This window comes from Pseudomonas sp. RL_15y_Pfl2_60, from assembly GCF_963970595.1.
Classification (GTDB): Bacteria; Pseudomonadota; Gammaproteobacteria; order Pseudomonadales; family Pseudomonadaceae; genus Aquipseudomonas.
Genome location: NZ_CAXAOE010000004.1, coordinates 1 through 26,143 on the forward strand (window position 1 = coordinate 1; position 26,143 = coordinate 26,143).

The 26,143-nt window shown below is 55.5% G+C and carries 26 protein-coding genes and 1 tRNA gene; 6 read left to right on the forward strand and 21 right to left on the reverse strand.

Annotated elements, in window-relative coordinates; translation table 11 throughout:
* Positions 1-211: 211 nt before the first annotated feature.
* From flgL to AACY26_RS11590, 14 genes are all read right to left on the reverse strand, one after another.
* Positions 212-1,447 carry a flagellar hook-associated protein FlgL gene (gene flgL, locus AACY26_RS11525; RefSeq protein ID WP_339514130.1) on the reverse strand — a complete coding sequence of 412 codons (1,236 nt, stop codon included), beginning with the start codon at positions 1,445-1,447 and terminating at the stop codon, positions 212-214.
* Positions 1,448-1,553: 106 nt separating this feature from the next.
* Entirely contained in the window at positions 1,554-3,590 is a 2,037-nt protein-coding gene (flgK, locus tag AACY26_RS11530) for a flagellar hook-associated protein FlgK (protein WP_339514131.1), read from the reverse strand.
* 8 nt (positions 3,591-3,598) lie between these two features.
* Positions 3,599-4,813, reverse strand: coding sequence for a flagellar assembly peptidoglycan hydrolase FlgJ (flgJ, locus tag AACY26_RS11535; protein WP_339514132.1), 1,215 nt, complete (start codon positions 4,811-4,813; stop codon positions 3,599-3,601).
* Between the two features lie 11 nt (positions 4,814-4,824).
* On the reverse strand, positions 4,825-5,928 hold the full coding sequence (locus tag AACY26_RS11540; protein ID WP_339514134.1) for a flagellar basal body P-ring protein FlgI: 1,104 nt from the start codon (positions 5,926-5,928) through the stop codon (positions 4,825-4,827).
* Between the two features lie 11 nt (positions 5,929-5,939).
* A complete protein-coding gene (gene flgH / locus AACY26_RS11545; RefSeq protein WP_339514136.1) occupies positions 5,940-6,635 on the reverse strand; it encodes a flagellar basal body L-ring protein FlgH in 696 nt (231 codons plus the stop codon).
* 61 nt (positions 6,636-6,696) lie between these two features.
* Positions 6,697-7,482: a flagellar basal-body rod protein FlgG gene (gene flgG, locus AACY26_RS11550; protein WP_339514137.1), complete on the reverse strand. Its 786-nt coding sequence runs from the start codon at positions 7,480-7,482 to the stop codon at positions 6,697-6,699.
* A 46-nt stretch (positions 7,483-7,528) separates the two neighbouring features.
* Positions 7,529-8,269, reverse strand: coding sequence for a flagellar basal body rod protein FlgF (locus AACY26_RS11555; protein WP_339514138.1), 741 nt, complete (start codon positions 8,267-8,269; stop codon positions 7,529-7,531).
* A gap of 197 nt (positions 8,270-8,466) precedes the next feature.
* Positions 8,467-9,774 (reverse strand): flagellar hook protein FlgE, encoded by a 1,308-nt coding sequence (flgE, locus tag AACY26_RS11560; protein WP_339514140.1) that lies wholly within the window; start codon positions 9,772-9,774, stop codon positions 8,467-8,469.
* Between the two features lie 44 nt (positions 9,775-9,818).
* Positions 9,819-10,496, reverse strand: coding sequence for a flagellar hook assembly protein FlgD (gene flgD, locus AACY26_RS11565; RefSeq protein ID WP_339514142.1), 678 nt, complete (start codon positions 10,494-10,496; stop codon positions 9,819-9,821).
* Between the two features lie 21 nt (positions 10,497-10,517).
* On the reverse strand, positions 10,518-10,961 hold the full coding sequence (flgC, locus tag AACY26_RS11570; RefSeq protein ID WP_089361368.1) for a flagellar basal body rod protein FlgC: 444 nt from the start codon (positions 10,959-10,961) through the stop codon (positions 10,518-10,520).
* A 14-nt stretch (positions 10,962-10,975) separates the two neighbouring features.
* Positions 10,976-11,383, reverse strand: coding sequence for a flagellar basal body rod protein FlgB (gene flgB, locus AACY26_RS11575; protein ID WP_339514146.1), 408 nt, complete (start codon positions 11,381-11,383; stop codon positions 10,976-10,978).
* Positions 11,384-11,698: 315 nt separating this feature from the next.
* A complete protein-coding gene (locus tag AACY26_RS11580; RefSeq protein WP_339514148.1) occupies positions 11,699-12,163 on the reverse strand; it encodes a bacteriohemerythrin in 465 nt (154 codons plus the stop codon).
* A 194-nt stretch (positions 12,164-12,357) separates the two neighbouring features.
* Positions 12,358-13,185, reverse strand: a complete 828-nt coding sequence (gene cheR, locus AACY26_RS11585) for a protein-glutamate O-methyltransferase CheR (RefSeq protein WP_339514150.1) — start codon at positions 13,183-13,185, stop codon at positions 12,358-12,360.
* 138 nt (positions 13,186-13,323) lie between these two features.
* Positions 13,324-14,259 (reverse strand): chemotaxis protein CheV, encoded by a 936-nt coding sequence (locus AACY26_RS11590; RefSeq protein WP_339514152.1) that lies wholly within the window; start codon positions 14,257-14,259, stop codon positions 13,324-13,326.
* Positions 14,260-14,389: 130 nt separating this feature from the next.
* On the opposite strand from AACY26_RS11590, the gene flgA reads away from it, so the two are divergent.
* The 4 genes from flgA to AACY26_RS11610 all read left to right on the forward strand — a co-directional run bounded on the left by flgA (position 14,390) and on the right by AACY26_RS11610 (position 17,052).
* A complete protein-coding gene (gene flgA, locus AACY26_RS11595) occupies positions 14,390-15,091 on the forward strand; it encodes a flagellar basal body P-ring formation chaperone FlgA (RefSeq protein WP_445261299.1) in 702 nt (233 codons plus the stop codon).
* A gap of 251 nt (positions 15,092-15,342) precedes the next feature.
* Positions 15,343-15,675, forward strand: a complete 333-nt coding sequence (flgM, locus tag AACY26_RS11600) for a flagellar biosynthesis anti-sigma factor FlgM (RefSeq protein WP_339514156.1) — start codon at positions 15,343-15,345, stop codon at positions 15,673-15,675.
* Positions 15,676-15,747: 72 nt separating this feature from the next.
* Positions 15,748-16,215 (forward strand): flagella synthesis protein FlgN, encoded by a 468-nt coding sequence (locus tag AACY26_RS11605; protein WP_339514158.1) that lies wholly within the window; start codon positions 15,748-15,750, stop codon positions 16,213-16,215.
* Between the two features lie 87 nt (positions 16,216-16,302).
* The gene (locus AACY26_RS11610) at positions 16,303-17,052 is read left to right on the forward strand and encodes a flagellar brake protein (RefSeq protein WP_339514160.1); all 750 of its coding nucleotides are present in this window, start codon (positions 16,303-16,305) and stop codon (positions 17,050-17,052) included.
* A gap of 25 nt (positions 17,053-17,077) precedes the next feature.
* On the opposite strand, the gene AACY26_RS11615 is transcribed toward AACY26_RS11610, so the two are convergent.
* The 4 genes from AACY26_RS11615 to AACY26_RS11630 form a co-directional block, all read right to left on the reverse strand.
* Positions 17,078-17,692 carry a TIGR04282 family arsenosugar biosynthesis glycosyltransferase gene (locus tag AACY26_RS11615; RefSeq protein WP_339514162.1) on the reverse strand — a complete coding sequence of 205 codons (615 nt, stop codon included), beginning with the start codon at positions 17,690-17,692 and terminating at the stop codon, positions 17,078-17,080.
* Complete coding sequence (locus AACY26_RS11620; RefSeq protein WP_339514164.1) at positions 17,689-18,381, reverse strand: TIGR04283 family arsenosugar biosynthesis glycosyltransferase; 693 nt, start codon at positions 18,379-18,381, stop codon at positions 17,689-17,691. Before AACY26_RS11620 ends, AACY26_RS11615 begins: the two co-directional genes overlap by 4 nt.
* Positions 18,378-19,886 carry an MFS transporter gene (locus AACY26_RS11625; protein WP_339514166.1) on the reverse strand — a complete coding sequence of 503 codons (1,509 nt, stop codon included), beginning with the start codon at positions 19,884-19,886 and terminating at the stop codon, positions 18,378-18,380. Before AACY26_RS11625 ends, AACY26_RS11620 begins: the two co-directional genes overlap by 4 nt.
* A 348-nt stretch (positions 19,887-20,234) precedes the next feature.
* The gene (locus AACY26_RS11630) at positions 20,235-21,476 is read right to left on the reverse strand and encodes a glutamine synthetase family protein (protein WP_339515130.1); all 1,242 of its coding nucleotides are present in this window, start codon (positions 21,474-21,476) and stop codon (positions 20,235-20,237) included.
* Between the two features lie 453 nt (positions 21,477-21,929).
* Here AACY26_RS11630 and AACY26_RS11635 point away from each other — a divergent pair, with 453 nt between their 5' ends.
* Positions 21,930-22,505, forward strand: a complete 576-nt coding sequence (locus tag AACY26_RS11635) for a phage infection protein (RefSeq protein WP_339514168.1) — start codon at positions 21,930-21,932, stop codon at positions 22,503-22,505.
* 74 nt (positions 22,506-22,579) lie between these two features.
* Here AACY26_RS11635 and AACY26_RS11640 read toward each other — a convergent pair whose 3' ends face one another.
* On the reverse strand, positions 22,580-23,245 hold the full coding sequence (locus tag AACY26_RS11640) for a YceH family protein (RefSeq protein WP_339514170.1): 666 nt from the start codon (positions 23,243-23,245) through the stop codon (positions 22,580-22,582).
* 317 nt (positions 23,246-23,562) lie between these two features.
* Here AACY26_RS11640 and sstT point away from each other — a divergent pair, with 317 nt between their 5' ends.
* A complete protein-coding gene (gene sstT, locus AACY26_RS11645; protein WP_339514172.1) occupies positions 23,563-24,789 on the forward strand; it encodes a serine/threonine transporter SstT in 1,227 nt (408 codons plus the stop codon).
* A 53-nt stretch (positions 24,790-24,842) separates the two neighbouring features.
* Here the strand turns inward: sstT and AACY26_RS11650 are convergent.
* Positions 24,843-24,917 (reverse strand) — tRNA-Arg (locus AACY26_RS11650).
* Between the two features lie 141 nt (positions 24,918-25,058).
* Positions 25,059-26,114, reverse strand: coding sequence for a Glu/Leu/Phe/Val dehydrogenase dimerization domain-containing protein (locus AACY26_RS11655; protein ID WP_339514174.1), 1,056 nt, complete (start codon positions 26,112-26,114; stop codon positions 25,059-25,061).
* Positions 26,115-26,143: the final 29 nt, after the last annotated feature.

The following is a 26,143-nucleotide window of genomic DNA, read 5'->3' on the forward strand; positions in this document are numbered from 1 at the left end:
GACACGGCTTGCACTCGCTCCCCCGAGGATCAATCGGGAACTATCGCTCTAAAATAAGCAGTAGTCGAGATACAAGGGCGGGCAACGCGAAGTTTGCCCGCCATGACACTGCGATTAACTGAATATTGAAGACTGCAAACAAGCGCCACCCAGCCGACCTACTGAACGCAGCGAATAACCGAATATCAATGGCCGACCTGGATTGGTCGCATCAGAGCTTATTGAACAGATTCAGACTGCTGATCTTCACATAGCTCTGCTGCGCCGCTTCAAGCACGATGGTCTGGAATGAGAGCCGTGACAGCGCCTCGGCATAATCCAGCTCACGCAAGTCCGCCTGCACGCTTTTGTTGACCAGGGTGACGTTCTCGTTATCAGTCTGGGTCGAATCAATCACGTTAAGCCGCGCGCCGATATTGCCGCGAGCCTTGTCCACCGTACCAATGCTGTTATCCAGGTTGGTCACCGCCAGTGCCACTGCATCACGAACTTCACGGCCATCTGGAGCGGTTTCGAGTGACTGACGCAGGCTGGCAATGGTATCGAGAATACCGATGCTGTTTTGCGGCGGCGTTGCCGGGTTGGCATCCGGGCCTTCAATGGTGAAGCTGGACGATGCCGGCGGCGTGCCGTTGACGAAAAAAGTCGCCCCGGAGAAATGGATCTGGGTGTCATTTTCATCATCCAGGCGCCCCGTGGTTGTAGTGCCCGGCGCTGGCAAAGTGGTGATGGTGTAATTGAGCGGGTCTGTTGCATCAAAGTCGAGCTGAATGCCACCCGCCGGGAAATTGGCAAAGGCAACGTCATCCTCAACCAACAGGCCACTGATGCTATTGGCTGGCGCGGCGGGCACCGAGTTGTCGGTCAGGCTCAAGCGCCCACCATTGACCACATCCTGAAATACCGCCTTGCCGCTATCACTGATCGCCAGTTCCAGGGAGCTGGCAATCTGCACCTTCCGCTGGCCATCATCACCGGTGTAGGAATAAGTGCCGTCCGGGTTCTGCACAAAGGGCTGCGACTTGCCCTGAAAACCGGAAAACAAGTACTCGCCACGCGCATTGCGCGAATTCATCAAGCCCAGCAGCTCATCCTCACGTTCGCCCAGTTCAGCAGAGATTGACTGCCGGTCTTCTTTGCTCAAGGCACCATTACCGGCTGATAACGCCAGCTCGCGCACCCGCTGCAAAATGGTGTTGACCGAGTTAAGCGTGCTCTCTTCCTGGGTCAGGCTATTTTTAGCGGCCGTCAGGTTTGAGTTGTACTGGTCGAGCACATTCTGCTGCTGCTCAAGCTGTAACAGGCGCACCGAGGCGACCGGGTCATCTGCAGGCGTGAGAATGCGGTTACCGGTACTGATCTGTTCTTGGGTGCGGGTCACATTTGAATAGTTGCGTTGCAGCCCGGACACGCCATTGTTGAACGCTTGAATGGTAGAAATACGCATGTCGGGGCCTCATCAAACAATTGGCTTTTCAGCTATTGGTTGCTAACGAATCAAATGGCTCGGGCTGTTATTAGCGCCAAGCCCACAGTTAACTTTAAAAACGGAATTATCTAAACGCACCGATCAAGGTATCGAACAAAGAGCGCGCAACTTGAATCACTTGTGCCGAAGCGTTGTAGTACTGCTCGAACTTGATCAGGTTGGCCGCCTCTTCATCCAGGCTCACACCCGACAACGAATCGCGGTTGTCGGTAGCCTGCTTGAGGATGGAACTGGTGGCGTCGCTGTCTTGACGTGCCTGCGCTGTCAGCGTCCCTACCCGCTCGACCAGATCCCCGTAGCCATCGGTAAAACTCAGCCCGGTGGAGCCCGTGATGCTGGGGTCGATACCGATGGTTTGCTTGTTCTGCAAATCCGCCAGTTTCAGCGCGTTGCGGTTATCCGACACACCGCCACTATTAAAGTCGATGCTGAAGGTGTCGCCATTTTCCGGACGACCGCTGACGCTGAACGTCACGACGTTACCGCCACCCATATCCAGCTCAAAGGTGTTTTTTTGACCCGGCTGAAAGGTGCCGCCGCCAACCAGAGTCAAGCCGGGCACCGGTGTTCCTGGCGGATTTTCAAAGCCGCCAGCACCGTTGTAAGTCAGCGCCACTGGCAAGGCGCCCTTGATCGCAGCCAAATCAATCGGGCTGGAGCCTGCGCTGGTTAGATCCGGCTGTGAAATCGCGCCAGTCCCGCGGTTGCTGCCGGTGATATTGCCATTGGCATCCAACGCACCATTGACCGCGCGCACGGGTGCAGCGAAACCAAGTTGATCCGCCTGATCGAGCACAGTCGAAATAGAAGCCGCACCGCGACGGGTCGGTTGCAACTCGAAGGTGTCCCCGGCAGCTGGCGCAGGTGTACCGATCACAATCTGGAAGCCCTGATCACGGCCGCCGCTGTCAGCGAAGCTCAAGGTGCCCGGTGGGTTTTCAGTTACGGCCATGGTTTGGTTGTCGCTCAAACGCCTGGCGGTGTAGTTGGTGCCGTCAAACTCCAGACGATAATCGCTGGTGGTCAAAATCGAGGTATCAGTGATATTCAACAGTGGTTGAGCGTTGCTGGTATTGCTCGCATAGCTTTTAACCCGCAGCGCCGCCAATTGCGGGCTGTTGAAGTCACCAAACAACGCCGACCCCACTTGTCCCTTGAGATCAACGCCCTCACCCAGCTGAGTGTTGACCTGATCACTGACCGACAGCGCCAGTCGCCCGAGGGAGTTAAGTGTTGGATCCAGGGTTTCGGAGCGATAACGGATCAAGCCGCCCAGCTCGCCGCCACTCAATTGCGTGGTGATGCCCTGACGAGAAGCGCCGCTGACAAATTCAATCTCAATCCGGTTTGGATCGCCCTTGCCCGCAACAGCCTCCAAACGGCTGGCCGTGCTGCCGACAACCAATGGCTGACCACTGCCGACGAAGACGTTCATCGAGTTGTCGTCTTGCGGCACAACAGTCACGCCGACAAAGGTTGAAAGCTGGCGCACCGCTTCGTCGCGGGCATCGAGCAGGTCATTCGGCGCTTGACCGGTGGCCGAAGCCTTGGCGATGGCATCGTTTAAACTGGCAATGGAGCCCGCCAGACGATTGACCTGGTCGGTAACTGCGGACATCTGTTTATTGATGAAGGTATTTTGCTCATCAATCCGATCATAGACCGTGTTGAACCGGCGGCTCAGGCCTTCAGCCTGGGACAACACCAATTGCCGGGCAGGCCCGTTGGAAGGGTCTTCGGCGGCGGTTTGCAACGAGGAAAAGAAATCTTGCAGCGACGGTGTGATGCCGGTGGTGGAACCCGCCAACAGCGAATCAAGCTGCTCAATCTGGCTTCTATAGGCTTCTACATCACTACTCAATGCGGTGCTGGTGCGTACCTGCGTCGTCAAAAACTCACTGTAGGTGCGGCGAATATCAACCAGCGTGGTGCCTGAGCCAATAAAACCGGCGCCGCTGAACTGAGGCACGCGGGTGCCTTGCAACGCATCCTGCCGTGAGTAACCCGGGGTGTTGACGTTGGTGATGTTGTGCCCGGTTACCGACAATTGGGTCTTGTTCGACGACAGCCCGGATAAACCGATATTGAGTAAGTCAGCCATTTTTCAGCTCATCCACGAGTTGGCGTCGTATCGACGGCGGCGACAGTCTGGTAGACCGCCATCTTCCGTGCGATCTGCGAAATCTTGCGTGCGTACTGCGGGTCAGTGGCGTAACCAGCTCTCTGCAATTCTTTGACGAACTGCTCCGGGTTCTGCGTGCTGTCTAACGCCTTCTCATAACGCCCGTTGGTTTGCAGGAAGCTGACGTAGTCTTCGAAACTTTGCGCGAAAGAATCGTAAGAGCGAAATGACGCCGCCTCTTTCACAGCCTGACCGCCTTTGTATTCGGTGGTCATCACGTGGGCGGACTCACCACTCCAGCTGTTGTGGCTTTTAATGCCAAACAGGTTGTGACTGACGCTGCCGTCTTGCTGGCGAATAATTGATTTGCCCCAGCCGGTTTCCAGTGCCGCTTGAGCCACCAGATAACGCGCCTCAACCCCGATCTTGGCCGCGGCTTTTTCAGCCATTGGCAACATGGTCGCAATAAAGTCGGCGGGCGAAGTAAAGGCCGATGCGCCTTTGCTTCCTTTCTGCGTCAGGCGGGCGCCGGTGATTGCATCGCTACCATTGATGCTCAGGCCTTTATCCTTGGGCGCGGCGTGTGCAATCGCCGGTATCCAGTCGTTATTAGCCAAGGCCTGCACTGCGGCGGTATCTGTTGTTGGCGTTATGCCGGCAAGCAAGCGATCCGCCAACTTGCCCGGCAGTGAAAGACGCCGCCTGTTGATCAAGCTGGAGTCATCGCGACTGCTATCAACCTGAGCCACGGGCTTGGCGATGGCATTGGTGGCGGCGACGGCACTCGCGGCTTCGCCACTGCTCGCGCGGGCCACGGTGTTATCGGGCTGGGCGAACGGATTAGGCCGGTCGCTGTGGCTTTTCATTTTGCTCATCTGGCGCGCCAAAACATCCGCCAGACCAATGCCGTTCTTGTTGTTGGACATGGTCACAGCCAATTGCTGGTCATACATGCCTTGATAGGTTTTACCCTCTTCACTGCTCATGAAATTGCCTTCGCTAAAACCTTCGTTGGCCGAGCGCATGGCTTTAAGCATTTCATTGAGAAACAGTGATTCGAACTCTTTGGCGACCTTGCCGATATTGGCTTCGCTGTCACCACCGACTTTAAATTTATTCAGTCGATTAAGGTCAGTGGCAGCGCCGGTATCCAATGTGCTGGTGCCAGCGCCGGCAAATCCTGCTGAGAGTCGAGAGTCCATCGATCCGTCCCTTAAATAACGATCAAGTCAGCCTGCAAAGCGCCTGCTTGTTTCAGCGCTTCGAGGATGGCCATAAGGTCGGAAGGCGCAGCGCCAACCTGGTTAACCGCCCGGACAATTTCATCCAGCGTGGTGCCTGGGCCAAAGCGGAACATCGGCTTGGCCTCCTGTGTTGCATCAACCCGTGAACGTGGCACCACGGCCGTCTGCCCGCCAGACAAGGCGCCCGGCTGGCTGACGATTGGGTCTTCGGTGATGGTCACGGTCAAACTGCCGTGAGTGACCGCCGCAGGCTGTACACGCACGTTCTGGCCAATGACGATGGTGCCGGTGCGGGAGTTGATAATCACCTTGGCCACCGCCTGGCCAGCAACCACTTCAAGGTTCTCCAGGATCGACAGGTAATCAACGCGCTGGTTAGGGTCCAGCGGCGCACTGACTCGCACCGAGCCGGCATCAATCGCCTGGGCGACGCCAGGGCCGAGCAGCTCATTGATCTGGTCAACAATATGCTTGGCGGTGGTGAAATCGGGACGGTTCAGGTTAAGCGTCAGGCTATTGCCTTGATCGAAGCCACTTGGCACTGAACGTTCAACTGTAGCGCCAGACGGAATGCGCCCTGCCGATGGAATATTGACGGTAATGCGCGAACCATCACCGCCTTCAGCATCGAAGCCCCCCACAACCAGGTTGCCTTGGGCGATGGCGTAGACATTGCCGTCGATACCTTTGAGCGGCGCCATCAACAAGCTGCCACCGCGCAAGCTCTTGGCGTTACCAATAGAGGACACCGTGACGTCAATGGTCTGGCCCGGCTTGGCAAATGCTGGCAGCTCGGCGTGAATCGAAACAGCCGCCACGTTCTTCAGCTGAACGTTGCCGCCCACCGGAACCTTGATCCCGAACTGGGCAAGCATGTTGTTGAAGGTCTGCACGGTAAAGGGGGTTTGCGTGGTTTGGTCACCACTGCCGCTCAAACCCACGACCAGGCCATAACCGATCAACTGGTTGGTCCGCACGCCTTGGATGCTGGCCAGGTCTTTCAGTCGTTCAGCCTGTGCTGCGGCACTTAACAGCAACATCGACAACAGCACCAGGTATTTGCTTAAACGCATGTTTGCAGCCCTCAAAACGGGAACAGTGGGCTAAGGAAGAAGCGATCGAGCCAGCCAGGCTGACTGGCGTCGGCAAAGGCGCCCGTTCCTGAATAGGTGATCCGTGCGTCGGCGATGCGCGTCGAGGACACTGTGTTGTCGGTCGCCACATCGTCGGCGCGGACCAGGCCGGCAATTCGTACCAGTTCATCACCAGTGTTGAGTGTCATCCACTTCTCGCCGCGTACCGAGAGAATGCCGTTGGGCAGCACTTCTGCGACTGTTACTGTCACCGAACCGGTCAAGCTGTTGCCCTGCGCGGCCTTACTGTCGCCTTGGGTGTCACGATTACCGCTGTATGAGGCGCTCAGCGACAGGTCGTTATCAGAGAATGGGCTGGCAGCCGACACCGCCCCGCCAAACAGCGAAGTCAGGCCCAGGCTGGTTTTGCTGTCCTTGGAAATCTGCGAACCGGCGTTTTTGCTGGCCTGGGTTTTCTCATTCAGGGTGATGGTGATGATGTCGCCCACCCGATACGCCTTGCGGTCGGTAAACAGGTTGTTATCAAAACCAGTTTGGTAGATAGAGCCATTATTCTGCGCAGCAGGCAACGGTGTGCGCGGCAGCACCGGCGAGTAATACGGATCGTTCGGCTTGGCGGCTGGCGCAACGCAACCACTTAACAAAGTGGCGCACAACACTAAGGAAACAATAACTAGCCGATTCATAAATCCACCCTCGCGGTGTAACAGTTAACGCAAAGGCCAGCTAAAAGCCTGGCCAAAACCATCAAAGATTCTGAGTAATAAAGGACAACATCTGGTCAGCGGTGGAGATGACTTTCGAGTTCATCTCGTAGGCGCGTTGAGTGGTGATCATATTCACCAACTCCTCAACCACGCTGACGTTGGAGTTTTCCAAGGTGTTTTGCAGCGTCGTGCCCAAGCCATTCAAACCAGGCGTTCCTACCTGCGGCGCACCGCTGGAAGCGGTCTCCAGAAACAGGTTGCTGCCGATGGCTTCAAGGCCAGCCGGGTTGATAAAGTCGGCGGTCTGCAGGTTGCCGATCACTTGCGGCTGAGGATTGCCAGCGGTGGTTACCGAAACCGTACCGTCTTCACCAACGGTGAAGGTTTTAACTTCGTTTGGCAGCACAATGGCTGGCTCTAACGGAAAGCCATTGGAGGTCACAACCTGGCCATCGGAATCCAAGTGGAAGCTACCGTCACGGGTGTAGGACACAGTGCCGTCCGGCATCAACACCTGGAAGAAACCACGACCGTTCACCGCCAGATCCAACGGCTGTTCAGTCGTCTGTAAGCTGCCTGCGGTGAAGATTTTCTGAGTGCCAACAATCCGCACACCGGTACCCAACTGCAAACCGGAAGGCAGTTCACTGTCTTGACTGGACTGGCCGCCGGGCTGACGACGGATCTGATAAAGCAGGTCCTCGAATTCAGCGCGATCGCGTTTGAAGCCGGTCGTCGAAACGTTGGCCAGGTTGTTGGAAATAGTGGTCAGGTTCATGTCCTGGGCGGACAAACCGGTTTTGCTGACCCACAGTGCCGGAAGCATATTTGTTCTCCTCGGACGACGTATTCACGTCGCCACCTGCTGATAATTAGCTAAGTTGCAAAACCCGCGCCATCGCCGAGGCATTGTCTTCGGCAGTACGCATCATTTTTACTTGCAGCTCGAATTGGCGGGACAGCGACATGATTGCAGTCATCTCTTCAACCGCATTGACGTTGCTCGATTCGAGAAAGCCCGACGTCAGTCGCACGCTTGCATCGGCAGGCTCAGCCTGGCCGCTCTTGAGACGCATCATGCCGTCGGCGCCCTTTTCCAACTGCTTGGGGTCCGGGTTAACCAGCTTCAACCGATCAACCTCTGCCAGCACGTTTGGAGCTTCACCCAGCGCGCGAATACTGATGGTGCCGTCCTGACCGATATCGATCCCCTGCTCTGGCGGCACGGCAACTGGCCCGGCATTGCCCATAACCGGCAAACCATTGCCAGTGCGCAAGACGCCAAGGGCGTCAACGTTCAGGCTGGCAGTGCGCACATAGGCTTCACTGCCATCGGGCGCCTGCACGGCAAGCCAGCCATGACCGCCGATTGCAACGTCCAGGTCACGACCGGTTTCCTGCATGGAGCCCGGGGTAAAGTCAGTTCCTGGACGTTCACTCATTGCGTAAACGCGTGACGGATAGCTTTCGCCAAATGATGAAATCGCCCGCGCCTGCTCAAAGTCGCGACGGAAGCCGCTGGTTGAAATATTCGCCAGGTTGTTGGCATGCGCGCGCTGGGCCAGGGTGTTGTTCTGGGCCCCGGTCATCGCGACGTAAAGCATTTTATCCATGGTAACTCTCCGAGATAGGCGTGCCGCCTTGTGCTCTATACAGGCAATATTGCAAAGCCTGTGCCACACTCGAAAAAATACTATAACCCATTGATAAATTTAGATTTTATAAAACAAAAAAGCTCCCTAAGGAGCTTTTTATCAGAGCAAACGGCGAGACTTTGCCGCGAACGGCAAAGCCAGCCCGGCCAACTGGATCAACGCAAGTTGATGATGGTCTGGGTCACCGCGCTCTCGGTCTCGATGGTTTTTGCATTCGCCTGATAATTGCGTTGCGCAACGATCAGGTTCACCAACTGATCAGACAGCTCAACGTTAGAGTCTTCCAACGCACCCGACTGCAAAGCTCCCAAGGTGCCGCTGTTTGGTGTGCCGATCACCGGCTCACCCGATTCAAACGACTGCACCCAGGCCGTTTTACCCACCGGCGTCAGCCCTTGCATGTTGGCGAAGTTAGCCAACACCACTTGCCCCTGCACCTTGGACTGGCCGTTGGTGTAGCGTGCAAAGATCACCCCGGTATCGTCAATTTCAAGACCCGCCAGCTCACCGGTGGTGTAGCCGTTTTGGTCAACGCTATTGACCGCAAACAAGCTCGAATATTGGGTGGTGCCACGGAAGTCAAAGTTAACCCCAGTCGTGCTGGCCGTTGCACCATTGCCACTCCAGACTGGCGGCGTTCCACCGTCAGATGCTGCGGGCACCCAGTTGGTCATGTTCAGGGTGCCATTGGCGGCGATGGTGAAATCCGTCGATGCCAGTGCCGAGGTGTCCAGCTGACCCGCGGCATTAAAGGTCAGGTTGGCCGAGTAAGGATCGGTCGATGTCGGGTCCGCCGGGTTGCGCCCATCGACCAACACATTCATCTGCCAGGTGTTGGCACCTGTCTTGATGAAGTACTGCGTAAATGCGTGGGAATTACCCTGCGAATCGAAGATATTCACTGAAGTCGACGAGTTGAATGAGGTCGGATCATTCGGATTGAACGGCGTTGTGGTCGGAACCTCGTTGGTCGAGTTCAGATTGAACGGCTGGGTAATGGTGCTGGTAGGTTTCGGCGCCTGGCTGGCACTCTCGACCCTGAGGTCCGAAAGAACGCCGTTCTGCAGGTTGCCATTGGCGTCTACCGCATAACCTTGCAGCTTGTAACCAAAGTTATTGACGATATTGCCAGCGCGGTCAGTCCCGAAATAGCCGGCACGGGTGTAACTGATGTCACCATTATTGCTCGTGCGGAAGAAACCATTGCCGTTAATCGCCAAGTCCAGCGAGTTCTGCGTGTAGTTAACGTTGCCCTGATTGAACAGTTGCGAAACGTCACTGAGCAATACACCACTGCCTTGTGCGTTCTTGCCGGAACCGAGCACCGAAGCCGCATACACGTCAGCAAATTCAGCCCGCGACTGTTTGAAGCCAGCGGTACCTGCGTTGGCGATGTTATTACCCGTAACGTTGAGATCGCTGGTCGCTGCACGCAGACCGCTAAGCCCGATATTGAACGCCATTGAAAGCTCCTTTGCCGGAACAGCCGGCCATTAAATCGTGATGATTATTGACCGATGACCTGAACTTGCGAGAGCGGCACACTGCCCAGCCCTGCCAAGTTCAGCATGAGTTCGCTGCCGCCCAGGGTGACACTGTCGACGTTGGCCGGAAGCATGGTGTACAGCCCCTTGGTTTCACCCGCATAGGTCGCTTCCGCCTCAAAGGTGTAGGTGCCCGGCGGCATGAGATTGCCGCTCGAATCCTTGCCATCCCAGATAAAACTGATGTTACCTGCTTCCTGCTCACCCAGATTGACCCGACCAACCACCGAGCCAGCGCTGTCCTTGACGTTGACGTAGACGTTGCTGCTGCTGGTCGGCAGAACCAGGCTGGCCTTGAAGCTTTCGCTGGTATCAACCACCGCACTGTCGGTCGGCACAATCACCTTGCGCCCTACCAGCGACGAAGCCTGCAAGGCCTGTGAAGACTGATAACCCGACAGCAAAGTATCGACACTGCCGTTCAACTGCTGAATACCTTCTACCTGACTGAACTGGGCCAATTGCGCAATGAACTCGCCGTTACCTTGCGGCTCCAGCGGGTTCTGGTTGTTCAATTGGGCGACCAACAGGTTCAAGAACTCGTCTTTACCCAGTTCTTTGTCGGTGCCGGTGCTGGGCGATTTGACCTGCAGTTGATCAAGGACCGAACTGCCAACGCCACTGGTGCTATCGACGCTCATTTAGCGTTCCTCATTGATGGCTTACTGACCCAGGGTCAGCACCTTCTGCAACATTTGTTTAGCGGTATTCATCATTTCAACGTTGGTCTGGAAAGCTCGGCTGGCGGAAATCATGTCAGCCATCTCTTCAACCACATTGACGTTGGGGTAATACACATAACCGTTCTCATCAGCAGCCGGATGGTTAGGCTCATAGCGCGGCATCAGCGAGCTCTGGTCCTCAACAATGCCCAGCACCTGGACACCACTGCCTGCCGCATCTTGCTCGGCAAACAGCGAGCCGCCGTCTGAGCCCTGCGCCTGGTTAAACATGGTGGCAAACACCGGATGGCGAGCGCGGTAGGTCTGGTCAATATTCGAAGACACAGACTCGGCGTTGGCGATGTTGCTGGAGATGGTATTAAGACGCGTGCTTTGCGCGCTCATGCCGGTCCCGGCAATATTGAATACACTGGCTAATGACATGGCATCTGTCTCCGTTAATCGCCGCGCAGGGCGCTGATCAGCCCTTTGAACTTGCTATTGAGAAAGGTGAAGCTCGCCTGGAAGTCGACCGCATTTTGCGCGTAGTTCGATTGCTCAAGCTGGGTATCGACCGTGTTCTGGTCCAGCGAGGGACTCATCGGAATGCGATACTTGAGCTCGGCTTCGGCAGTGGCCATGCCTTCAGCGCTGATGTGGTGGGCATTGGTGCGGTTCAGGGAAAAGGTGCCGCCCTGGGCCTTGGCATTCTGCTCGGCAAGCACTGAGGCGAAATCCAGATCACGCGCTTTATAGTTAGGCGTATCTGCGTTAGCCATGTTGTTGGCCAACACTTCAGCACGCTGAGCGCGAAAGCCCAGTGCCTGTTGGTGAATGCCGAGTGCGCTTGCGAAGCTGATACTCATGGTTTGTGCCCTTGCCGTTTGCCGAAGCAGTTTTCAGTGCAAGCAACAAAGCAAACCCTGTGCCAATTAATTTAATCCTTTAAATACAGCAAGTTATGGATTAATAAATTGAATAACCAGGCTAAAGCGGCAACAGTTTTCCGCTTGCGGCAATGCCTATGCATGGTCTTTGCGGCACCCTTGCCGCCCTGCACGGCGAATGCCTGCCATGGCACGGTCAAGCCAAGCTGGGTTCTGGATCAAGCTGAAAGGATGCGCGCGGCCCGGCATGAGCAGCCAGAAAGCAGCGCCGAACGCTTGTTCAGCGCTGGCGAATCAGCCAAAGAACTTGCGCATGGAGCGCGATAACCAGCCGCCAGGCTGTCGGTCTTGGGTGATTCGATTCATATTGTCGATAACGACCTTGGCGTAGGCTGCATCATCATTGCGGATATGGTTGAACAACCAGCGCGACAACAGGCTGATCAATTCGTGAGTGATGTCCTCGCCGGCCTTGAAACGCATGTTGTACTCGTTGACCTTACCGATGAATACTTCATGAACGCGCTTGTGCGGACGAGTAAAATTGTAGCCGGACTCCTCAAGCAACGACTCTTCAAAGGCAAAGTGCGAAAGCGTGTAATCGACCAGGTCATTGAGCACATGCCCTACTTCGCTGCGGCTATGACCCTCCTGCTGCGCCACGATCAGCAGGTTGATCATGGTGACAATACGCCGATGTTGGTTGTCGATGACCTCTATGCCGGTATTGAGGTCGTTTTGCCAAACAAGTAATTCCATAACCTAAGTCCTTTAGCACTCACTCGAGTGCCGGGCACTTTATCGACAGCAGGTGCTACAGGGACTGACTTGAATCAACCAACGATCATTGCGGCCTTGCCTGGGTGCGAATGCATGCAGCAGCCGTGCGAAAGACCAGTGCCTATACGCAAAACAGCAGGCATCGGCCTGCTGTTTTTGGATCATCGCCGGCCTTATTTGACCTTGTAGATAATACCCGGGCTGCACTGCACCATCTGATACAGGTCCGGCAGCGCATTGAGCGCCTCGGAGGCGCCCAGAAACAAATAGCCGCCCGGTTTCAAGGTCGCATGAATACGGGTGAGGATGTCCTTCTTCACGTCTGCCGAAAAATAGATCAACACGTTGCGGCAGAACACCACATCAAACTTGCCCAGGCCAGCAAAGCTTTCCAGCAGGTTCAGCGGACGAAATTCGACTCGGCTCTTGATCGGCGCCTTGACCACCCAGCGTCCCGGTGCCTTGGGCTCAAAGTAGCGCTGCAACCGCTCCTGCGACAAGCCACGGCCGATGGCCAAGCTGTCGTACTCACCTGACTTACAGTTAGCCAACATGGTCGGTGACAGGTCTGTTGCAACGATTTGCGCACCTCCACGCAACTGGCCAATATTGCTTTTCTCGAACTCATCAATGGTCATTGACAGCGAATAAGGCTCCTGCCCGGACGAGCAGGCGGCCGACCAGATACGCAGGCGCTGGCCCGCATTGGCCTTGAGCAACTCAGGCAGAACGCGCTTTTTCATCACCTCAAAGGGATAGGTATCGCGAAACCACAGGGTTTCATTGGTGGTCATTGCATCGACCACCTGTTCACGCAAACCGCTACGCGGCATGGCCTGCATGCGCTGCACCAGTTCGCCAAGGCTCTTGATGCTGTTCTGCTCCATCAACTTGTTGAGCCGGCTTGAAACCAGGTACTGCTTATTGGTGCCCAGCAGAATTCCACAGGCCTTTTCGAGGAAGCTCCGGAACTGTTCAAAATCCAAATTTCCTGACGACACTCGTTTTGCCCCGCAAAATATTAGTGTTGATTAGTGAGACGCCCGCACAATATAAACCAATCTACGCGGGCCTCTGATGCACCATCACCAGGTGAAGACACAGACATCACCCAACCGCTGGTCGAATTGGTTTGCAGCTTACTGGCCCTGATCCACTTTATTGATACGCTCGACCACTCTTGAGGCTAAATCATCAGGCCGGAACTTGGCGAGAAAATCATCAGCCCCTACTTTCTTGACCATCGCCTGGTTGAACACCCCTGACAACGAAGTGTGCAACAACAAATGCACGCCCTCCATCCGCGCGTCACTGCGAATTGCCGTGGTCAGTGTGTAGCCGTCCATTTCCGGCATTTCGATGTCGGAAATAATCATCAACAACTCATCCGCCGGACGCTTCCCTTCATCGGCCATTTTACGCAAATAGTCCAACGCCTCACGACCATCGTTGAGTGCAGTGACTTCCACACCAACAGTTTGCAAGCAACGTGACACCTGCTTACGGGCCACCGACGAGTCATCAACAATCAACACATGCTGCTTGACCGCCTTGACATGGGTGGCGGCGTCGACAACGCCCTCTGAAATAGCCTCCGAGGTTGGCGACACCTCAGCCAGCACTTTCTCTACATCAATGATTTCAACCATCTGTTGATCGAGGTGGGTCACCGCCGTCAGGTAATGATCGCGGCCCGTGCCTTTTGGCGGCGGCAGGATCTCTTCCCAGTTCATGTTGACGATGCGCTCAACCGCACTGACCAAAAACCCCTGGGTCTTGGTGTTGTACTCGGTGATGATCACAAAACTGTTTTTGAGATCCGCCAGTGGCTTGCAGCCTGTTGCCAGCGACAAGTCAATAATCGGAATGGTGCCACCACGGATATTGGCAACCCCGCGCACCACGGAATTGGACTTGGGCATTACGGTCAGGCGCGGACACTGCAATACCTCTTTGACCTTGAACACATTGATTCCATACAGCTGCTTTCCTTCGAGGCGAAACAGCAGCAGCTCCAAACGATTTTGTCCGACTAACTGGGTGCGTTGATTCACCGAGTCCATGACACTAGCCATGCCCACACTCCTTAAAAAATGCGCCCGTAGAACTGAGGTTAGCAGGCGGCACGGGCCTTGCACGCTAATCAATATGACCGTAAAAACGACGTTATCTCGACAGATCTTGGCAAAAAGCCATCAATTAGTAATGGCTTTACTGGTGCCCGTGACTGTCGGTTTCAGCCCAACGGCTGCGGCAACTTCAACCCTGCCTAACCAGCTTATCGGCGCCGCCCAGGGTTTTCTTGAGGTCGCGGTGGTCGACTACTTGCAGCGCAGCGATATCAGTGGCCGACATGAGATTGAAATCAACCGCCTTGACCCCCGGTTGCGCTTGCCCCTGTGCGACAAGGATTTGACAACCACCCTGGAAAGCCCAGCTGAGCCCATTGGCCGCGTCACGCTGCGGGTGCGCTGCGGCGGCTCCTCGCCCTGGACTATTTTTGTCCCGGCTCAGGTACGCCTGTATCGCGAAGTGGTCACGGCAACACGTCCGTTAAAACGTGCCAGCGTGATCAGCGAATACGACGTAACATTGGCGGAGCGCGATGTCGGCCAGCTCAACCATGGCTACCTGACCTCGGTCCAGCAGGCAATCGGCAAAAAACTGACGCGCCCGGTTCGGCCCGATCAGGAGTTGACCCCAGTCTATATAGAACAAGCTGAAGTTATCCGGCGTGGCGATCAGGTCGTAATCAGCGCGAAAACCGGTACGATAAATGTGAGAATGCCGGGCGAAGCCTTGTCAGACGGGGCTATGGGCAGACAAATCAATGTCCGCAACCAGCGTTCACAACGTATTATCAAGGCCCGGGTAACAGGCCCGGGGCAAGTCGAAGTAGCAATGTAGGCATGATTCTTGATTGTTCTTGCCAAGACGTTTTCTTACACTGTGCTGCGTGCAAAATAGGTGGCGTACTTCAGAACTTATAGCCGCCTTTGTGTCTCAAAAGATTCCCGGAAAGGAATCAACAGCGACAGTTCAACTGAACATCAGCCATACTGAACTCGACGCTTTTTTTAATTACGAGAATCCCTAAAGTTTTTGCATGCACAGCCGATAAGCAGGTAAGCGTCCAAACAAATCAGAGGTTTACGATCATGGTCATCGACTTCAATCGACCAAGCAACGCACCTACCCCGGCAAGCTCCGGGCGGACCAGCGGCGCCCAGTCAGGTGTTCGCGCGGATGAGAAGACATCCAACTCGACAGCCGCGAGCAACACCCAGACCGAGTCGAACAAGAGCGGTGAGACAGTGCATTTGAGTCAAGAGGCTCAGCAACTGCAGAGCATTGGCGACAAACTTAACGAACTGCCAACCGTGGACAAAGAGCGCGTTGCCCAGATCAAGCAGGCCATTGCTGACGGCACCTATAAAGTCGATGCCCAGCGTACAGCCAGCAAACTGCTTAACTTCGAGTCCCAGCGCTAAGCTTGATGCCTGTTTTGCCAGGCGCTAGCTGCGGCGCTGGAATGTTGGACGCCTAACTTCCAAGAGCCTACGATGCAAGACTCCTCAATGCTTCAGCTGTTCAACGACGATATCGGCATCAGCGAGCAATTGCTTGAACTGATTGACAGCGAGCATCAAGCGTTGGGCGAGCGCGACCTCGACACCCTGCAACAGATTCTCAACGCCAAGCAACCCCTGCTCAGTCAACTCGGCCAGCACGCCCAGAGCCGCGCACAGCTATTGCAAAGCCTGCAACTAAGCGCTGACCTTGAAGGCTTGCAAGCGCTTGCAGCAAGCAGCCCAATGGGCGCCGAGCTGCTTGAAAAAAGCAGCAAGCTGACCCAACTACTGGAACGCTGCCAAACCGGCAACCTGCGTAATGGACGCTTGATCCGCTCAAGCCAGACGTCAACGCGCAGCATGCTCAGCATCCTCAATGGCAATGAAACACCGAGCCTCTACGACAGCAGCGGCAGCGCCTCACGCGGTGTTAACCAGCGCCCTCTGAGCCAAGCTTAAAATCTCAGCACATAGCGCGCACACGATGTCATTTTGACAGTATGCTAGCGCCATAAAAATCAGTTTGGATTTGGAGTAGACAGGACTGTGTCCAGCCCTTTTGCCGAGGAAGACGGCCCGCAACCGCCAAGAGTGCTAAAAGCGCCAATGGAGATCGCAGCCACACTGCGTCAACTCGAACAGAATCATGATCCGCTGGTGATTAGTTTCCACGAAAGAAACCAGCGCTTTCAAAGCTTCTTGATTGAGGTTGATCCAGATAAAGGACGGCTGATTTTCGACGAATTAGTACCCAATGACGGTGAGCGCTTCCTGAAAAATGCCGAGCCTTTCAGTGTTGAGTCATCGCGCGAAGGCGTGCGCGTTGCCTGGCAATGTGATGATTCCGCGCAAATCAGCGAGCACAATGGGTTGCGCTGTTATTTCTGCGCCATGCCATCGCAAGTTCACTATCATCAACGCCGCAGTGCATTTCGCGCGGCATTGAAGCTCAGCGAACTGGTCGCCATCAGCCTCAAGGGTGAAAAGCTGGCAAAACCCTTGAGCGGGCAGATGCTGGATATTTCGGCCACTGGCTGCAAAATCCGCATCCCAGGCGACGTCAGCCAGAGCCTCAAGCCTGGCATGATCTACGAAGAGCTGGTCGCCCAACTGCCCTTTGGCGCAATGACAGCCCCCATAGAGCTGCGCCATGTGCACTATAATGAGAAGCTCGACATCAGCATGATCGGTGTACGCTTCTACCGCATGAGCGGGTTGGTTCAGCGTCAGGTCGAGCGCTTCGTCTATCAGTTGCAGCGCGAAGCCAAGCGCCTGGAAAGCGACACCTTTCTCTAAGAAACCACTGCGCCGGGCTAGATCTCTAGCCCAGGTGCATGCCCAACGAAGCCAGGCGACGCAGGTCTTCAGGGCGATCAACATCCCAGAGCACCGGCAACAGCTCATAGCGCCAATCCAGCTCAGCCAAACGCGCCTGCGTCAGGCTGAGCACTTGCTCTGTCCCCCAAGGCATGTCGCTGAACAGGTGCGAATCATTCTGGCGTAGCCCAATCAGCACATAGCCGCCATCCTCGGCCGGGCCAAGCACAGCGCGTGAATCAATCAAGGCGGCGCGAGCTTGCGCCAGATAGTCGAGATCAATTGCCGGGCAATCGTTACCAATCAACATCACCGCATCGCTTTCAACCAGGCCCAGGGCGGTGATACAGCGCATGCGCTCACCAAGATCCCCGGCAGGCTGCTCGACGACCGTCCAACCATGCTGTTCGGCCAATGCTTGCAACTCGGTATCCGGGCCATCATCCAACCAGAGAAAGCGCTGAGAAAAACCTTCACCTGAAACACTCAATGTATGTTCGACCAGACGCCGCTGCAGGTCGCAAGCGCCCTCAGGACCAAGCGCCGGAATCAACCGGGTCTTGACCCGACCGGGACGCGGCGCCCGCGCCAGCATATGTAAGGAAATAGCTAAACTCATACTCGTGGCCCTCGCTGATAATCGCGTGCCAATGACTCAGGACTCACGCCAAGATAATACGCCAGCCGTAAACGCCACATTAATACTACGGTACGCAGGATGCCATTATGCTCCCAGCGCCGACTGGAGGTCAGCAAAGCCGGGCGTAAACACCTTGGCCGGGCAAGCACCTTGAGTCGGCCGCACAGCTCGACATCCTCCATCAACGCAATATTGGCGTAGCCTTTGAGCGACTCGAAGGTTTGACGCGCAACAAAAATCCCCTGGTCTCCCGTGGCAATAGCACTCACCCGCGAACGCAGGTTGATCATTGCGCCAATCAAGCGCAGCAGCAGGCCAGGGCCAGACAAGCGCACATCAAAACGCCCCCAGATCGGCTGCTCGAGCAAGGTGTCGAGCAAGCTTTGGATAGATCCCGGATCGACCCGCGTATCGGCATGCACAAACCACAGGTAATCACCGTGCGCGGCGGCAGCTCCGGTATTCATCTGTAGCGCCCGCCCGGGCTTGCTCGACAACAGTTGATCGACCAAGGGCTCAGCGACCTCACGGGTGCTGTCATCACTTGCACCATCGACCAGGATGATCTCAGCCCCTGCCGCGCGTAAAGCATTCAGGTCACGCAATAACAACGGCAAGGCTTGAGCTTCGTTACGCGCCGGGATGATAACGCTGAGTAAAGGCCTCACGCATCGTTATCCTTGTGCTTTGCAGCCTCTGGTTGCTCTGGCTCTCGCTCTGGCGCAGCCTCATCTTCCTGCGCGCCATCGGTGTAGGCCACAGTTTCCAGGTCGGCATCGGCTGCAACGGCTGCAGCGGCGACCGCCGAAGCCGTGACCACCGCTGCGGCAATGGTCGCCAACTCAGCGTCCGCAGCGCTTGCATCCACCACTGCTTGCGCATTGGCCTGCTCATCTTCACAGTCCTCGTCGTGCTCATCACACATTTGCTCTTGCACGTACTGCTCTTCGTTACGCGGGTCGAGCGCGGCCACCAGTGGCGAGCTGGCCATACCTTCGGGCATGGCAATGTGATGCAGCGGCGCTTCATCAACCTGATGCACATGCGTAACCTTGGCCGTGCGTACAAAACCGACCAACACCAGGCCGCTTAACACAGTAAATGCATAAAGCATGTTGGCACCGAGAAAGCGCATCAGGAAACCAACCAGCATCGGCCCCACTGCCGCCCCCACGCCAAATACCACCAACAGCATGACCGTCAGCGACACCCGGCGCTCGCTCTCGACGTGGTCATTGGCAAAAGCAACAGCCAAGGGATAAAGACTGAACAGCATAATGCTCACCGCAAAGCCGCACGCAAACAGCAACTCGACTGGCGCGTCCTGGAGCACGGCAAGTGGCAGCGCCATTAAGCTCAGCAATCCCGCGCAGCCACGGATCAACTTGACGCGGTCAGCCCGGTCAGACAGCCAACCCAACGGCACCTGCGCCAACAAACCTGCAAGGATGCAACACCCCATGAACAGACCGACCTGCTCGGTGCTCAAGCCCATACGCGAGCCATACAACGGCCCCAAGCCATAAAAGGAACCGATCAACAAACCCGCGACCCCAATTGTCAGCAATGACAAGGGCACACGTTTAAGAAAGAAGCGCATTTCCAAAGGTGCAGGATGCAGCGGCGCCGGATGCAGCTTGCGCGTCAGCGCCACCGGCACAAGGCACAAGGCAAAGCACAAAGCGACCATCATCAGCAGCTCGACACTGAGTTCAGGGTGCACAACCAGAACCAGCTGACCCAGGATCAATCCCAGATAGGAGGCGCCCATATAGCCTGCAAACACCTTGCCGCGCTGACTTGGGCCCGCCTGCTCGTTCAACCAGCTCTCGATCACCATGTATTGGCACATCATGCACAGGCCGACGACCAGTCGCAGCACCAGCCAGACGGGTAACAACGCAGTCATGCCGTGACCGAGCACCGCAGCCGTGACGATGCCGGCACAGGCAACATAGGCGCGAATGTGACCAACCCTGGCGATCAGCCGGTGGCCCAGCTTGCCACCGAGGACCAGGCCCAGATAGTTCGCAGTCATCAAGGCACCAACCCAAAGACCATCGGCAGTCTCGGCAAGGCGCAAGCCTAGATAGGTGCTGAGCAAACCTGAGCCAAGCAACATCAGCAAAGTGGCGAAATACAGCGAACTAAATGACTTGAAGATCATCGTCATGGGCAGTGCAACTCTCCTGGAACACCTCGACGACCCTGGCGATCGACGTAATACTCCAAAATAAAATGTCGCCGCTCTTCATTAGACGACGATCAGGCTAGACAAATGCATACCTCCGCGTGCAAACGAAACTGCACGGCGGGGTTTCACGCGAACTGTTGAGACGCATCAATTAGATGCCAAGTAACGTTAAGGTCATCGCTTGGCGACAGCCCTACGTTTAGAGAACTCAATGCAACAAATGTTGCACGAGGGGATGAGTCTTTATTGTTAAAACTCCAGCATAGGCTGGAGTTTTAAGCACTACCAATATTTACAGTAGCGCCCAATGTCTTAGTGTATTACGCCTCAGGCATGGGCCGCCAGAACGCGTCGCTCCCAAGGCGTAATTTCATCAAAGAAGCTGGTCAGCTCCATCGACTTGGTCGCGATATAGCCTTCCACAAACTCGGCTCCAAACAGCTCGACCGCAACCGAGCTGGCGCGCAGTTTCTCAATGGCTGCATGCATGGTGCACGGCAATGTCAGCTCTTGCGGCACATCAAAGTCACCTTGAATCGGTTCGCTTGGCTGCAACTCATGTTCAATACCGTACAACCCCGCTGCCAAACTGGCTGCCAGCGCCAAATAAGGGTTGGCATCAGCGCCTGGCAAGCGGTTTTCAACACGACGCGCCACTGGCGAGCTCGCTGGGATACGCAAGCCTGCGGCACGGTTGTCTTCCGACCAACAGGCATTGTTCGGCGAGGCATAAGGGTGGCAAAGACGCTGGTAGGAATTGACGTGCGGCGCGAACAACAGCGTGAAGTCCGCCAGCAATGCTTGCTGCCCACCAATAAAGTTGTAGAAGGCAGCGGTTGCCTGGTCGTCTGCGCCGGTGAAGATATTCTTGCCAGTGCCCTGCTCTATCACGCTCTGATGGATGTGCATCGAGCTACCAGGGGTGTGCGCCAAGGGTTTTGCCATGCACACCACGGTCAAACCATGTTTAAGCGCAACCTCTTTGAGCATGTGCTTGAACATAAAGGTCTGGTCTGCCAGCAACAGCGGGTCACCGTGCAACAGATTAATTTCAAACTGACTGACGCCCATCTCGTGCATAAAGGTATCGCGCGGCAGGCCCAAAGCCTCCATGCATTTATAGACTTCACTGAAGAAGGGTCGCAAGCCATTGTTGGAGCTCACGCTGAACGCCGAGCAACCATCCTCACGACGCCCATCCAAACCCACTGGCGGCTTGAACGCCTGCATCGGATCAGTATTGGGTGCGAACACGAAAAATTCGAGCTCAGTGGCAACGATTGGCTGCCAGCCCTTCGCGGCGTAGCGTGCGATCACTTGCTTGAGCAGCCCCCGCGTCGAAAGGCCTGAGCTTTGCCCGTCGAACTCGTCCGCATCACAGACAGCCAGCGCGCGCGGCGACTCACTCCAAGGCAGACGGTGGATCTGCGTTGGCTCTGCAATCAATGCGAGGTCACTGTCATCGCTGCCGTAGAACTTCGCGTCAGGGTAGCCGCCCATCATGCACTGCAACAACACTCCACGCGCCAACTGGAGACGGCGCCCCTCAAGAAAGCCAGCAGCGGTCATCACCTTCCCCCGCGGCACGCCATTGAGGTCCGGAGTCACACATTCAATTTCATCAACCCCGTGAAGTAGCTCTTGCAGCTCTGGACGACTTGTACTGCTCATCTTGCATTCCTTGTTATTGGCGGTGGCCGTTTGCAACGGCTAGGCGCACAAAATAAGCATCACATGTTCGAAATATCAAGCACTGGAATGCTGCAAACCGTGCATATATTTAGATAGCTTGCTATTACATCGTAAAAATCGATTTTATAGATCTAGACTACCAGCCCCATAGAAAGCCTCAAAATCATCTTAAAACTCCACTTAAAATACATAAAAATCATTATTAATCAGCTATTTAACACGACTATTAAGCATGTCGATATTTACCATTCACAGGGTCAACTTTTTAATCGATTTTTTGCGAGTAAGATTAAATCCATACCCACTTACCGCCCCTTCAAGGAGCAACACATGAAAAAGCAAATTCTCGCAAGCCTGATCCTGGTTACTTTGTCTGCTAGCGCTTTCGCACTCCCTGAAGCTGCTCAACAGTCAATCAATGTCACTCCAATCGCTGCTGACGGCGCTGATCGCACTGGTGTTAACCGTGTTGCTGAAGACGGCTTCGACCGCACCAACGTTAACCGCGTTGCCGAAGATGGCTTCGACCGCACCAACGTCAACCGTGTTGCTGAAGATGGCTTCGACCGCACCAACGTCAACCGTGTTGCTGAAGATGGCTTCGACCGCACCAACGTTAACCGTGTTGCTGAAGACGGCTTTGACCGCACCAACGTTAACCGTGTCGCCGAAGATGGCTTTGATCGCACCAACGTTAACCGTGTTGCTGAAGATGGCTTCGACCGCACCAACGTCAACCGTGTCGCTGAAGATGGCTTCGACCGCACCAACGTTAACCGTGTCGCCGAAGATGGCTTCGACCGCACCAACGTTAACCGTGTCGCCGAAGATGGCTTCGACCGCACCAACGTTAACCGTGTCGCCGAAGATGGCTCCGACTACACTGCAATCGGTCGCATCAGCTAATACTGCTGCAACACCCCAAAAGCAAAAGGCGCCTAGAATGGCGCCTTTGTATTTTATGTCTGTAGCGTTTAACTCTATCCTTCCAGGCGTTCCAGTCGCTGCTCAAGCTCTGCAATTTTCAGCTCCAGCGCCTGCAAGCGTTCTTCATTGTGCTCCCTTGCCACACTCTTACCTTCCTGACCTGCAGCACTCGCCTCCAAAGCCGCCTGCAATAGCTCAGCATCACCGAGCATATGCATGTAGCGATCCTCCCGCTGACCCGCTTGTTTGGGCACAAGGCATGCTAGTTGACGGCCGATAAGTCGCTCAAGGTTATATTGCACCTGCTCAGCATCATCAAAAGTGTGCAAGCGCAGGCTGCGCGTCAGCAACTCATTGATGGTTTGCGGCCCCCTGAGCATCAACAACCCGACCAGAGCAAGCTGCGGCGCAACCAGCTCAAGGGTTTTATCAGCACGCTGCTCCCAACGATCCGCTCGGCTGCCCATCACCAGACGCGACAACTGTTGCGCTTCCAAACTACGCAGCGCCTGGCCAACCTCGCCTTGTGTCATATTCATCAACGGTTCGCGGTTGGTTTTCTGGTTACAGGCCAGAACCAATGCGTTCTGGGTCAGCGGATACACCTCTGGCGTAGTCGCCTGCTTCTCAATCAGGCATCCGAGTACACGCAGCTCATTGGCGCTAAGTTGCAGACCAGCCTGCTCACCGTCTTCACTCTCAAGCACTTCATCATTCATAGCGACGACTCTTAAACCCAGTGATGGCCCAGCCTACCCTGAGGCGAGGCAGGCGACCATAAGGTTCTGCACAAAGCTGACCCTTCATCTGCCAAGGCGGATTAGACGGACACCCTTTTTGCGTCGTTGTGCTAGAGTCCGCCGCTGATTTTTTAAGCCTAGACTGCTGACTAACCCAAGCAGTGCCTGGTGAATCGCTGGACGCTGCGATTCTGAACCTACTGAGACATGACAAAAGCCCCTAAAAGGCCCGTTTCAAGCTATCCGCAAGAGGTTTAGGAGCGCAGCTCACTCGCAGACAATACGAGACGCATGCTATGACTGATGTCCAACAAAACCCTTTGCTCCGCCTGCTTAACCGCACCAGCCTGGTTAGCCAAATTATTATTGGCCTGATTGCCGGTATTGCCTTGGCGTTCTTCCTGCCAAGCCTTGCCCTGAAAGTTGCCCTACTTGGCGATGTATTTGTATCCGCACTGAAAGCCGTCGCTCCGGTGTTGGTGTTTATCTTGGTCGCGGCATCCATCGCCAATCACCAGCACGGCCAACAGACCCATATTCGCCCTATTCTGCTTCTTTACCTTTTTGGGACTTTTACCGCAGCGGTCATCGCCGTAATCGCCAGCTTTGCTTTCCCATCAAGCCTGACGCTGGTGAGCAACAGTGCTGAACTATCACCGCCCGGCGGTATCAGTGAAGTGCTGACCACACTGCTGATGAATATTGTCGATAACCCGGTCAACGCACTGCTCAAAGGCAACTTTATTGGCATCCTGGCCTGGGCAATCGGCCTGGGCTTTGCCTTCCGTCACGCGGCACCTGGCAGCAAGCAGGTGCTCAGCGACCTGTCGAGTGCAGTAACCGCGATTGTCAAAATGGTTATCCGTCTCGCGCCGCTGGGTATCTTCGGTCTTGTCGCCGCAACGCTTGCACAAACCGGGATGAGCGCACTGCTCGACTATTTGCATCTGTTGTTGGTGTTGGTCGGGTGCATGCTCTTCGTTGCCCTGGTGGTCAACCCAGCCATAGTGTTCTGGAAGATTCGCCGCAATCCATACCCACTGGTTTTCACCTGCCTGCGTGAAAGCGGTATCACTGCGTTTTTCACCCGCAGCTCGGCAGCCAATATCCCTGTCAACCTGCAGCTATGCCAACGCCTTGGCCTGCATGAAGAGACTTACTCAGTCTCGATCCCGCTGGGCGCCACCATTAACATGGCGGGCGCAGCCATCACCATTACAGTGCTGACCCTGGCAGCAGTTCACACCTTGGGGATTGCTGTTGACCTGCCAACTGCACTGCTGCTGAGCCTACTGGCGTCAATCAGTGCCTGCGGCGCTTCGGGTGTTGCCGGTGGCTCGCTGCTGTTAATCCCGCTGGCCTGCAGCCTGTTTGGGATTCCGAATGATGTGGCCATGCAAGTTGTGGCCGTTGGCTTCATTATCGGGATTGTGCAGGACTCCGCCGAAACTGCACTTAACTCTTCGACCGATGCGCTGTTCACAGCGGCAGCCTGCCTCGGTCACGCGCGCAAAGCTGGCTAAACTTACGCTGGTGAAACGAAAAAGGCTTACGCGATGCGTAAGCCTTTTTTATTTGGCGTCCCCTACTGGAGTCGAACCAGTATCTAGCCCTTAGGAGGGGCTTGTTCTATCCATTAAACTAAGGAGACAGAGCGGATAGGTAACCCGCAACATTCGTGCAAGGTTACGCCTGACCGGCCGGCATGTTACCCAGCCTCGATAGATTTGTCATGTCTGAGCAACGCAGGCACGAGAGAATTATCCGCATAAAACCAACCGAGCAACTCAGTCTACTGACCGCCAAAGCGCTCCTCGGCCAACTGATCAGCAACGGCTGTTGTGGTTTTACCTTCACCTTCGGCACGGGTAAATATCTGCTCCAGCGTCGCGCCAATACCTTCGATATGCGCCTTCAGCTCAAGGGCGCTGCCACCGCTGCGCTCAAAGTAGATGTCAATAATTCCGCCCGCATTGATCGCGTAATCAGGCGCATATAAAACACCTTTATTGCGCAGCTCTTCCGCCAACTGGGCATCGGCCAACTGGTTATTGGCAGCGCCGGCAACTATAGGTGCACGCAAGACATCCAAGGCTTGCAAATTGATGATGCCGCCCATGGCGCAGGGCGCAAACACATCAGCATCCAAGCCATAGATATCATTCTGCGTCACCGCCTTGACACCTAATTGCTCAACAGCTCGACGCACATTGGCCTCAACGATATCGCACACCCACACCTGCGCCCCGGCATCACGCAGATGCCTGGCCAGATTAAAACCAACCTGGCCCACACCCTGAATAGCCACGCGCAAACCGTTAAGATCATCTCGCCCTAAACGGTGCTTGACCGCGACCTTGATACCGACAAAAACGCCGTATGCCGTCGCCGGTGATGGATCACCGCTGCGCTGGCCACCATCAAGGGTTTCGCGCACGCCAGCGCCAGCAACATGACGCGTTCGCTCAGCCATGATCTGCATTTCAGCGACGCCCGTGCCGGAGTCTGCAGCAGTGATATAACGCCCACCCAGACTCTCGACAAAATCACCCATGGCCTGGAACAGCGCAGTGCTTTTAGCCGTATGCGGATCGCCGATAATCACCGCCTTGCCACCGCCAAGCGGCAAGTTCGCCAGTGCTGATTTATAGGTCATACCGCGCGAGAGCCTGAGCACATCGCGCAAGGCTGCCTGGTCATCGGCATATGGCCACATGCGACATCCACCTAGCGCTGGCCCCAGGTTGCGGTTATGAATCGCGATAATCGCCTTCAGCCCGCTTGCTTTATCGTGGCCAAACACCACCTGTTGGTGGTGGTCGAACTCAACGTGTGAGAACACTGACATTAATTATCCTCAACTTATATTTATTGATG

Coding starts and splice junctions, on each gene's coding strand:
- flgL (WP_339514130.1), bottom strand. CDS start 1,447: ATGCGTATTTCTACCATTCAAGCGTTCAACAATGGCGTGTCCGGGCTG.
- flgK (WP_339514131.1), bottom strand. CDS start 3,590: ATGGCTGACTTACTCAATATCGGTTTATCCGGGCTGTCGTCGAACAAG.
- flgJ (WP_339514132.1), bottom strand. CDS start 4,813: ATGGACTCTCGACTCTCAGCAGGATTTGCCGGCGCTGGCACCAGCACA.
- AACY26_RS11540 (WP_339514134.1), bottom strand. CDS start 5,928: ATGCGTTTAAGCAAATACCTGGTGCTGTTGTCGATGTTGCTGTTAAGT.
- flgH (WP_339514136.1), bottom strand. CDS start 6,635: ATGAATCGGCTAGTTATTGTTTCCTTAGTGTTGTGCGCCACTTTGTTA.
- flgG (WP_339514137.1), bottom strand. CDS start 7,482: ATGCTTCCGGCACTGTGGGTCAGCAAAACCGGTTTGTCCGCCCAGGAC.
- AACY26_RS11555 (WP_339514138.1), bottom strand. CDS start 8,269: ATGGATAAAATGCTTTACGTCGCGATGACCGGGGCCCAGAACAACACC.
- flgE (WP_339514140.1), bottom strand. CDS start 9,774: ATGGCGTTCAATATCGGGCTTAGCGGTCTGCGTGCAGCGACCAGCGAT.
- flgD (WP_339514142.1), bottom strand. CDS start 10,496: ATGAGCGTCGATAGCACCAGTGGCGTTGGCAGTTCGGTCCTTGATCAA.
- flgC (WP_089361368.1), bottom strand. CDS start 10,961: ATGTCATTAGCCAGTGTATTCAATATTGCCGGGACCGGCATGAGCGCG.
- flgB (WP_339514146.1), bottom strand. CDS start 11,383: ATGAGTATCAGCTTCGCAAGCGCACTCGGCATTCACCAACAGGCACTG.
- AACY26_RS11580 (WP_339514148.1), bottom strand. CDS start 12,163: ATGGAATTACTTGTTTGGCAAAACGACCTCAATACCGGCATAGAGGTC.
- AACY26_RS11590 (WP_339514152.1), bottom strand. CDS start 14,259: ATGGCTAGTGTCATGGACTCGGTGAATCAACGCACCCAGTTAGTCGGA.
- flgA (WP_445261299.1), top strand. CDS start 14,390: ATGGCTTTACTGGTGCCCGTGACTGTCGGTTTCAGCCCAACGGCTGCG.
- flgM (WP_339514156.1), top strand. CDS start 15,343: ATGGTCATCGACTTCAATCGACCAAGCAACGCACCTACCCCGGCAAGC.
- AACY26_RS11605 (WP_339514158.1), top strand. CDS start 15,748: ATGCAAGACTCCTCAATGCTTCAGCTGTTCAACGACGATATCGGCATC.
- AACY26_RS11615 (WP_339514162.1), bottom strand. CDS start 17,692: ATGAGTTTAGCTATTTCCTTACATATGCTGGCGCGGGCGCCGCGTCCC.
- AACY26_RS11625 (WP_339514166.1), bottom strand. CDS start 19,886: ATGACGATGATCTTCAAGTCATTTAGTTCGCTGTATTTCGCCACTTTG.
- AACY26_RS11630 (WP_339515130.1), bottom strand. CDS start 21,476: ATGACCGCTGCTGGCTTTCTTGAGGGGCGCCGTCTCCAGTTGGCGCGT.
- AACY26_RS11635 (WP_339514168.1), top strand. CDS start 21,930: ATGAAAAAGCAAATTCTCGCAAGCCTGATCCTGGTTACTTTGTCTGCT.
- AACY26_RS11640 (WP_339514170.1), bottom strand. CDS start 23,245: ATGAATGATGAAGTGCTTGAGAGTGAAGACGGTGAGCAGGCTGGTCTG.
- sstT (WP_339514172.1), top strand. CDS start 23,563: ATGACTGATGTCCAACAAAACCCTTTGCTCCGCCTGCTTAACCGCACC.
- AACY26_RS11655 (WP_339514174.1), bottom strand. CDS start 26,114: ATGTCAGTGTTCTCACACGTTGAGTTCGACCACCACCAACAGGTGGTG.